The organism is Exiguobacterium sp. s57 (assembly GCF_018617685.1).
Taxonomy (GTDB): domain Bacteria; phylum Bacillota; class Bacilli; order Exiguobacteriales; family Exiguobacteriaceae; genus Exiguobacterium; species Exiguobacterium marinum.
Genome location: NZ_JACSKR010000006.1, coordinates 106,146 through 116,004, shown reverse-complemented (window position 1 = coordinate 116,004; position 9,859 = coordinate 106,146). Strand labels below are relative to the sequence as shown.

Annotated in this window: 6 protein-coding genes, 1 pseudogene and 2 riboswitches; of the genes and pseudogenes, 1 reads left to right on the top strand and 6 read right to left on the bottom strand. The window is 48.5% G+C overall.

Annotated elements, in window-relative coordinates:
* Positions 1-397: 397 nt before the first annotated feature.
* A pseudogene (locus KNO98_RS14860) lies at positions 398-1,384 on the bottom strand (RNA-guided endonuclease TnpB family protein); the annotation flags it as partial.
* Positions 1,385-1,534: 150 nt separating this feature from the next.
* Between KNO98_RS14860 and KNO98_RS13440 the strand changes: the two are divergent.
* A complete protein-coding gene (locus KNO98_RS13440) occupies positions 1,535-2,176 on the top strand; it encodes a VanW family protein (protein ID WP_251129565.1) in 642 nt (213 codons plus the stop codon).
* A gap of 26 nt (positions 2,177-2,202) precedes the next feature.
* Here KNO98_RS13440 and KNO98_RS13435 read toward each other — a convergent pair whose 3' ends face one another.
* From KNO98_RS13435 to KNO98_RS13415, 5 genes are all read right to left on the bottom strand, one after another.
* Entirely contained in the window at positions 2,203-3,564 is a 1,362-nt protein-coding gene (locus KNO98_RS13435) for an NCS2 family permease (RefSeq protein ID WP_214701345.1), read from the bottom strand.
* 88 nt (positions 3,565-3,652) lie between these two features.
* Positions 3,653-3,754: riboswitch (purine riboswitch) on the bottom strand.
* A gap of 133 nt (positions 3,755-3,887) precedes the next feature.
* A complete protein-coding gene (gene guaA / locus KNO98_RS13430; protein WP_251129415.1) occupies positions 3,888-5,411 on the bottom strand; it encodes a glutamine-hydrolyzing GMP synthase in 1,524 nt (507 codons plus the stop codon).
* A 110-nt stretch (positions 5,412-5,521) separates the two neighbouring features.
* A riboswitch (purine riboswitch) is annotated at positions 5,522-5,622 on the bottom strand.
* A gap of 41 nt (positions 5,623-5,663) precedes the next feature.
* Positions 5,664-7,763 (bottom strand): transglutaminase domain-containing protein, encoded by a 2,100-nt coding sequence (locus KNO98_RS13425; RefSeq protein ID WP_214701342.1) that lies wholly within the window; start codon positions 7,761-7,763, stop codon positions 5,664-5,666.
* Positions 7,760-8,830, bottom strand: coding sequence for a DUF58 domain-containing protein (locus tag KNO98_RS13420; protein ID WP_214701340.1), 1,071 nt, complete (start codon positions 8,828-8,830; stop codon positions 7,760-7,762). Before KNO98_RS13420 ends, KNO98_RS13425 begins: the two co-directional genes overlap by 4 nt.
* Complete coding sequence (locus tag KNO98_RS13415) at positions 8,827-9,777, bottom strand: AAA family ATPase (protein WP_026824353.1); 951 nt, start codon at positions 9,775-9,777, stop codon at positions 8,827-8,829. The genes KNO98_RS13420 and KNO98_RS13415 overlap by 4 nt, the downstream gene beginning before the upstream one ends.
* Positions 9,778-9,859: the final 82 nt, after the last annotated feature.

Sequence of the window (9,859 nt, the reverse complement as noted above, 5' to 3'; positions counted from 1 at the left end):
TGATATAGCTCTTAAATTGACGAAGCTTGCGCTTCATTCAAAAATTGTAAAACTTTTTTTGCCTCATCGTTCAGTTTTCAAAGTTCGTCCGTCGCTCTTGGCGACTAAATGATAATAACATTTAATTCGTTTCAATGTCAACAACTTTTCGTTTGTTCAACGTTTGTCGTTGGCAACAGAGATAACTATATCACCTGATTTTCAATCTTGCAAGCATTATTCTAAAAAAACTTTTAAATATTTTTTCGTATCATTCAGAGTTCGAATCTCAACTCCGCGAACTACTCGCCACTTATTTGCTTCACAAATTGAAGGGGAAGCTTCTTGGGAAGACCGTGCTCTTACCAGCCACGGTTATGGACCAAGCTCGTCGGGCAGTCCCTGCCCTGAATGGTTGTTAGTCAGCTAACATCAATAGGTTGAGGCTCGCGTTGATGTCACGGTCATGATGAGCGCCCCAAGCACATGTCCATTCGACGGACATCCATCGTCTTCTTCTGACCTTTCTCGCCGCAAGAAGAACAGATCTGCGTCGATGCGTACCATGGGTCTGCCCTGATGAGCGTCCGTCCGTAGAAGGTACACTTGTATTCGAGTTGACGGACAAACTCATACCAGCTGACGTCTCCAATCGACTTCGCTACCTTGTGACCCTTCATCATATGCTTCAATTTCAATGTCTCCACGACGATGACTTGGTTCTCGTCAACGATCCGTCTCGACAGCTTGTGAAGGAAGTCCTTGCATTGATTCGCGATCTTCTCATGTCTCTTGGCGAGGATCAGCCTGGCCTTCTCCCGGTTCCGGCTCCCGGCCTTCTTGCGTGACAGCGCCCGTTGTGCCTTCTTGACCTTTTCTTCGGACTTCCGGAGGAGTCAGGGGTTGTCAATCTTCTCGGAGACCCTCGCGTCGTTCGTCATGACAGCGAAGTGTTTCAAACCGAGGTCGATCCCGACCTTATTCTCGGCTGGAATCCATGGTTCATCGTCCTGTTCGACGAGGATGGAGATGAAGAACTTGCCCGTCCTCGTCATCGAGACCGTCGCCGACCGGATGACGCCCTCGAACGGACGATGTTGTGTGAACCGCACGAACCCGACCTTCGGCAGACGAACCTTGTCTGCCTCGATGCGGATCGTGCCATGCTGGTTGTTCGTCGTGTAGGAGGCGCGTGATCGTCGTCTCGATTTGAAGGCCGGGAAGCCGGCCGTCCCGGCGAAGAACTTCGCGAACGCGGTGTCGACGTTCGCGAGCGCGAGGCTGTCCGCCTCGGCGAGGAACGGGAACAGGGTCTTGTAGGAAGCGGGTGTCGCCGGTCTCCGCTTCGGTCCGGTCCCCCGCGGATGGCGATGCGGTCCTCGAGCAGCTTGTTGTAGATGAACCGTGGTCCGGTACCCTAGTCTATACATTAAAGAGAAGACTCAAATGGATTACGGACAAACGAAAATATGTTTCAAAACGAAACCTTGACCCGATGCCATATCTGATTCATACACACCGCACTCGTTTATATCGTTAACTCCGTGACATCGACATGGAAGTTCAACATAACAAAGTAACCAATCTAAAGATTGCAATCGCCAAACTGAACGGCTCCATCCTGACTCCAAACGAAGTTCTCTCTTATTGGAAGGTGACCGGCAAGCCGACGAAACGCAAAGGTTATGTAGAGGGAATGATTCTCCACTATGGAAAAGTGACCTCAGGAATCGGCGGTGGTCTCTGTCAACTGTCCAACCTCATCTATTGGATTACCTTACATAGTCCGTTGACGGTAACCGAACGCTATCGCCACAGTTATGATGTGTTCCCTGACTACCGACGAGATCAGCCTTTCGGTAGTGGCGCCACCTGTTCTTATAACTATCTGGATCTGCAAATCACCAATCAAACCGCACAAACGTATCAACTTCTTCTATATATAGAAGGAGATCATCTCGTCGGGAAATGGCGTTCGAACATCCCGAATAAAGAACAGTATCGTATATATGAAGAAAATCATCATTTCACCCGTGAATGGTGGGGCGGGACGATACGACATAACCAAATATTTAAAGAAGTCACTTCAATGAACGGCACACACCTTCGAAACGAATTCATCACAGAAAATCACGCGATCACCATGTACGACCCATTCCTTCCCGAGAATACTGCATACAAAAAAGCCGACTCTTAATAAAAGAGCCGGCTTTTCAAATGAACTTATGCGTGTGGCAAGAACATGAAGTATGCCAAGAAGATGACTAACATTCCATACATGATTGGATGAATCTCTTTCGTCTTCCCTTTCGCAATCATCATGAGTGGATAAAGGATAAATCCGAGCCCGATCCCTGTTGCGATTGATGACGTAAGTGGCATCATGATAATCGTCAAGAATGCAGGGACTGCAATCTCGATTTTCTTCCAATCAATATCAAGAAGAGCCGAAGCCATGAGTACACCGACAATAATGAGTGCCGGAGCCGTGACTGGTGCCGTAACAACTGCCAAGAGAGGCGAGAAGAACAACGCCAAACCGAAGAACAATCCTGCAAAGACTGCAGTTAATCCTGTACGTCCGCCTGCCGCGACACCTGCTGACGACTCAACATATGAAGTCGCTGTAGATGTTCCAAAAATCGCACCCGCTACAGTTGCTGTCGAATCAGCCATCAACGCCTTACTTGCACGCGGTACTTTATTTTCTTTCATGATTCCAGCTTGACGCGCTACGGCAACGAGCGTTCCAGCCGTATCAAAGAAATCGATGAAGAAGAACGTCAAGATGACAATAAGCATTTGAAGCGTGAAAACCTCACCGAAGTTGATGAATGCTTGACCGAATGTCGAGGACATACTCGGCGGCATTGATACAACGTCTGAGATCGCTGTCGGTGTCGGCACAAGACCGAAAATCATACCGACGATTGCCGTCAACAACATCCCGATGAAAATACCACCTTTTACGTCGCGCGCCATAAGCAAGGCACTGACGACAAGTCCGAATACCGCGAGAAGCGTCGTTCCCGTTCCAAGCGAACCAAGACCTACGAGTGTTGCTTCATTCGCAACAACGATGCCTGCATTTTTCAAACCGATGAAAGCAATGAAGAAACCAATCCCTGCAGCGACCGCCATTTTGAGCGGAGCCGGAATTGCGTTAACAATCGTTTCGCGAATCCCTGAGAGCGTCAATACGATAAAGAAGAGACCTGATACGAGTACACCTGACAAAGCCGTTTGCCATGGTATACCCATCCCGATGACGACACTGTATGCGAAGAACGCGTTGAGGCCCATGCCCGGCGCAATCGCAATTGGGTAGTTTGCGAGAAGTCCCATCGTCAACGAACCGACTACTGCGACAAGACCCGTCGCCACGAAGACCGCTCCTGTATCCATCCCTGCTGCTCCAAGAACGTTCGGGTTAACGAAGAGGATGTACGCCATCGCAAGGAACGTTGTGAAGCCTGCGACAAGTTCCGTGCGAACACTCGTCCCGAGTGCTGTGAGTTGGAAATAGCGATCGACCCGACTCGTTGTTGATGGTTGTTGCTGTTCTTGCTTGAGCTGTGTGCTCATTTGTTTTCCTCCTTGTACTCGCCGTAAAACGAGAAAAGGTCCCCGGCAAATGACCGAGGACCCCACGCGAAACATACGAGGGCATTCACCCTCATCTATGTCTCGCCGTAGTGAAATCATTTAAGGTGATTTCGTAGAGACTCTCGGGCCATATCCCCGATATTATACGGCAAATTATTTTATAATTGTTCGGTTATAATAAGAACGTCCTTATCGTATCAGCGTGAAAATAGAATGTCAACTAAATTCACGGATTTTATATCTGAAAAGAACGTTAATGTTCGGTTTTAAGACAAAACAGAGGGGAATCCCCTCTGTTCCGCTTATTCCCATTCGATTGTTGCAGGTGGCTTAGACGTAATGTCATACAGCACACGGTTGACGTGGCTGACTTCGTTGACAATCCGGACAGAGATTTTCTCAAGTACATCCCATGGAATACGTGCCCAATCTGACGTCATCCCATCGATTGAAGTGACCGCACGAACACCGACAGCATAGTCGTACGTACGCTCGTCACCCATGACTCCGACCGAGCGGATTGGTGTGAGCACCGTGAAGTATTGCCAGATGTCTCGTTCAAGACCTGCTTTCTTCACTTCGTCACGCAAAATAGCATCCGATTCACGGACGATTTCTAACTTCTCTTCCGTGATCTCACCGAGGACACGGATTCCGAGGCCCGGACCCGGGAACGGTTGACGCCAAACGATATAGTCAGGAAGACCGAGCTCGGTACCGAGCGCACGGACTTCGTCTTTAAAGAGCGTGTTGAGCGGTTCGATCAACGTGAAGTTCATGTCTTCAGGCAACCCACCGACGTTATGGTGTGATTTAATCGTTTGCGCTGTATCTGTTCCGCTCTCGATGATGTCTGTATAGAGCGTCCCTTGTGCGAGGAAGTCCATATCGACAAGTTTCGAAGCTTCTTCATCAAACACATAGATGAACTCGTTTCCGATGATCTTACGTTTTTGCTCAGGGTCTGACACACCAGCCAATTTCGTCAAGAAACGTTCTTGCGCATCGATTTTAATGACTTTCATGTTGAAGCCGTCCGCGAACGTCTTCATGACACTATCTGCTTCCCCTTTACGAAGAAGACCGTGGTCAACGAACATACATGTCAACTGATCACCGATTGCGCGGTGAACAAGCGCCGCAACGACAGACGAGTCGACCCCACCTGAAAGTGCACAGAGCACTTGTTTGTGCCCGACGATTTCACGGATTTTCTCCACTTCAATATCAATGAAGTTTTCCATCGACCATTCGCCTTTCGCGCCGCACACTTCATAGATAAAGTTTTTCAAGATGTCATTCCCATACTCAGAATGACGAACTTCTGGATGGTATTGTACGCCATACATTTTCAACTCATCGTTTTTGATTGAAGCGACCGGGCAAGACGGGTTCGTTCCATCGACGATAAATCCTTCCGGTGCTTCCATGACGAGGTCACCGTGGCTCATCCATACCGTATGTTCGACTGGAAGGCCGTTGTAAATCGCTGAGGCTTCCGGCGTTGAGAATAATGTCGCTTTCCCGTATTCACGGTGTGCAGCACGTTCGACACGACCACCAAAATGATGCGTCATGAGTTGCATGCCGTAACAGATTCCGAAGATCGGAATGCCGAGTTCGAAGATTTCCGGGTCGCAACGATATGCGCCTTCCGCGTATACGCTGTTCGGTCCACCTGAGAAGATGATGCCGACTGGGTTCAATTCGCGAATCTCGGTTGCCGTCATCTTATGCGAATGCAACTCGCTGTATACGCCAAGGTCACGGACACGACGCGTGATCAACTGGTTATACTGCCCACCAAAGTCGAGCACCAAAATCATTTCTTGTTCTACTTTCACGAAATCTCCACCTTTCTGCCTTCTCCTCAAAAAAAGACGCGCCTCTCCCCCAGATTATCCAAACCGAAGAAGAAGCACGTCCTTTTCTTTGTATACGAAACGTGCTCCTTCATAGTCGGTCCATTTACGGTGGTCCGGTAGAGACTCTCGCGCCAATTCACGAGTATATACGAAGGAATGCCATGTTCAATTATCTAACTAATGCGTCTATCTTACTTGATGCATCCCGTCACTTCAACTCATAATTCGACGAATCATGATTTTCCAATATTCTTTATATTTCGAATTCGGTTCTTGTTCGGCATAGACCGCTTGTTCAAATAAGGCCGTCAAACGGGTCATGTCGTTCGTTTCGTAGTAGGCGTCGACTTCTCTCGCGAGCTCTGAAGGCGTACGACCTTCGACTTTAAATCCGTTTGCCCGAAGCCGCTTCATCAAATAACGATGCATCGAAACAAGACTTCCGTCTGTGAGCGGACGACTCATCCACCAGACGTACATAATTTGTCGCTCGATGATCTTCCGGTTCCAAATGAGGACGGCCACGACGAAGAGAATGATCACCCATCCCCATATCGGAATACTGCGCCCCTCTTCTTGAACGTCACCTGTCGTCACATCATCGATTAATAAATCTTCTTGTGGACGATTTTGCGGATTGTTGTCTTGAGACGCTTGTGGATCGTTCGTAGCCGGGGTCGAATCATTCGTATCCGTCTCTTGCTCCATTTGTAGTAAGTTAGCGTCCGAGAAACTGATTGTCGCCTCTAGCGGAACCCAGCCCGCACCTTCAATGAAATACTCAACCCATGAATGAGCATGACGATTACGAATCGTATGTTCTTCTTCCCCTTGAATGACCCCCCGCGTATCTCCCATCGTAAATCCTTTTACCCAACGTGTCGGAATGCCATTTGCTCGCAACAAGACGGCTGCTGATGTCGAGAAGTTATCACAATAGCCGATTTGTGTATCAAATAAGAACTGGTCGACGTAATCCGTGTCGCCTTGCGGTTGGGCCACGTTTTCCGTATCATATTGAAATTCTCCATTCCGGAAGTAAGCTTCAACCGCCTCTGCTTTTTCGTTCGGAGTTTCACTCTCCACCGTGATTTCAGCAGCTAAATCTCTCACCCGATCCGGTAACGAGGTTGGAAGTTGTAAATAGACCTGCGTTTCTTCTTCAGTAAGCGAAGTTACGTCTTCGTTTAAATCGAGCTGTTCTTCAGAGAAAGCGGGGACACTGTAGCGGAGTTGAATCGTTCGTGGCGTCGCTTGTCCCTCGTTCTTAAATACAATTTTCCCGGAAGGTTGAATGTTGATTGTCTCGTTCGGGAAATCCCGCTCTATATCACCGACCAAAAACTCTGTACCAGATTCCGTTTCCGCCGCTTGTGGATATTCACCACCGTATGGAACGAACGATTGTCGACGATCAAAACGCAGAATCGCCTGTTCCGGTGTCGTATCCACTTCCGCGTCCACTAACTGTCCACGATTGTAGTTGGAATCGAGTACCGGTGCCGCAATCCAACCTTTCCCTGTATAAATCGCTTTTGATTCAATACGCCAATAGCGAGCCGGTGCACCGCGTGCAATAAAGACGATTCCGTCATCTTGTTCGAACGGGCCACCTAACGCCTCATCGTTAACACCATATCCGACACGCCCCGGTCCGTTCCCATCGCCTTCTGTTGTCGCATTTCGGAAACTCGTGGTGATTCGATCGGACCAATCCCCCTCGAGCGTCGGCGACGCACTCGCAAGGGCCACAACGACACTGAGCAACAAAGCGATACTGACAAACCGAACGAGTGATTGACTCGGTCTTTTCGCCAAATCCGTGACGAATAACAGGAGCAGCGATGTGATGATAGCATAAAGGATGTCACCTTCACCGTCATATAGTGTCCACGTGTCGAAGTAAGCCATGACACCAAGTGTGGATACAATCATCCCAAGCACAAATCCGTAACTTGGATACGTTCGTCCGACAAGAACGGCGAACAGAAGCCCGATGAGCGCCATCGCAGAGAAGAAGATGGCCTCGTTTGGTAACTCTCCGCTTATGACACCTGTGAAGTCTTCCATCCAAATCCCGAACCAGTCGAAAATACTTCCGTGATAAACGTATAGGACGACTAGAAAATTGAGAAATGAAATACTAAGAAAAGCAGTCCACGGGAGAAGACTTGCGAACATCGGCACGATGAGAAGCAAATAAAACGGCCAATTCACATCAAACGTTGTACTTCCAACAATCGGTTCAATCCAGAACGACAACAAATAGGCGGCAAGTATCGTATAAACAATGCGGGTCACCCAAGTTCTCATGTCATCACCTCACTTACCGCAGTGTATAGATGATAGCTTCCTTGTGTTTCATGCATGAGCTCCCGGATTGACGTGGTCTCGAACGGGCTGATTAAAATCAGATCCCCCGTTTGTTGGGGCAGATTCTGCTTCACCCTCTCGACGAGACGCCCCTCCGCTTCCGGAGTCGCAGTCAGCAAGTAATGACCGACCTCAGCGCTTTGGTCCGGAAGATGAAACAACCTCACCTGGTCTTCAATCACATATAGTTCAAACGGCAAATTTTTACGTTCTAACTGGCGAATCGCACCAACGAGTAGCGACAAAGAGCGTTCAAACGCTTCCTCGTAACCAGCAGAGACCGAAGGGACAAACACGAGCGAGAGCTTCTTTTCTTGTTCCTGGTCAAACGTTTTAGTCATCAAGTTGCCTCGACGTGCAGATGCCTTCCAATCAATCCGTCCGATTCGGTCTCCTGCCGCATATTCACGCACTCCGCTTGTCGTATTGGCCACTTCTGTATACGTACGCGTTTGGCGATATTGCTCACCACGTCCTCCGACGTGCTCATCTCGTGGCAAATCAAACGGCAGCTCAGCAGGGGATACTTCAACGACTGTCTCGATTCGTATCGTCCGTCTACGGTCGAATAACCCAAACACGTCACGAACATGGAGAATCGTTCGATCAAAGACATGAATTCCTCGTTTGATTGCATCGATTTTATACTCGACAACTTCAGCACGCCGGAAGAAACGGTCTACCGGCACGATAATAGTCTTATCCTCATCAATTAAGCGTTGTGGCATTCGCTCTTCTAACGTCACCATCCCAATCAAGAAAGGATACTTCCGTTCGATTTTCAGTTCGACATCCATCACCTGACCGGAGACGAGACGTTTCGTCGTCACACGTCGCGAGACGTTCGCCGCAGTGACTGGATAGATCATGAAAAGCGTCCAATAGACGGTCAACACCGCGAACGACCACCATAACGTCGAAGCGACAATACTTCCTTCGATGCGGGCAAATGAATACAATCCGAATGCCGCCGCCCATACAACGAACAGCTTCATCCAGTTTTTCATACCTCGTTGACCTCACGATCCATCGGGACAGGTAACGTATCGAGCCAGTCTTGAATCAACTGATTCGACGTTTTACCCTTATAACGCGCTTCCGCCGTCAACAAGACACGATGTCCGAGAACACTCGTCGCCAGTGCTTTGACATCATCTGGCAACACGAAATCACGATTATGAATATATGCCCACGCTTGTGATGCTTTCATCAAGGCAAGGGTGGACCGCGGACTTCCGCCTAAGTACGTATGCGGATCTTTCCGAGACTCATGTACCAATCGCACGATGTATTGTTTAACCGCACTCGATACGTGGACATCTCTCACTTCACGCTGCATACGTTCGACTTCTTGCTTCGTAATTACGCTATGAAGGGTTTCGAGCGGCTCGTCTTTTTCAAAACGTGATAACAGTGCAATTTCTTCATTGAATGTCGGGTAGCCCATTTCAATTTTGAGCAAGAAACGATCCAATTGCGCTTCAGGTAATGGATACGTCCCCTCATGTTCAATCGGATTTTGTGTCGCCATGACGAAAAATGGTGAAGGTAGTACTTTTAATTCCCCATCCACTGTCACACTTCGCTCCGCCATCGCCTCAAGAAGAGCCGACTGCGTCTTCGGTGAAGTCCGGTTGATTTCATCCGCCAATATAATATTCCCCATGAGCGGACCAGGACGATATTCGAATTCTCTCGTTTTTTGGTTATACATCGAAATACCGGTCAAATCGGATGGCAACATGTCAGGTGTGAATTGAATGCGCTTAAACTCTAGGTCGATCGCTCGGCTAAACGTACGAACGAGCATCGTCTTTCCGACACCTGGTACATCTTCTAAAAGGACATGCCCCCCTGCTAGCAAAGCAGTTAAGCTTTTAGCGATGACTTCTTCTTTTCCGACAATCACGGTTTCAATGGCAGTAATAATCGATTGGACAGTTGGACGGTACATGACGGACTCCCCTTTTTTCTCTAATCTAGGATGACTGAAAGTTAGAATGTTCTGACTTTATTGTGACATAAGCAAGGTTCGG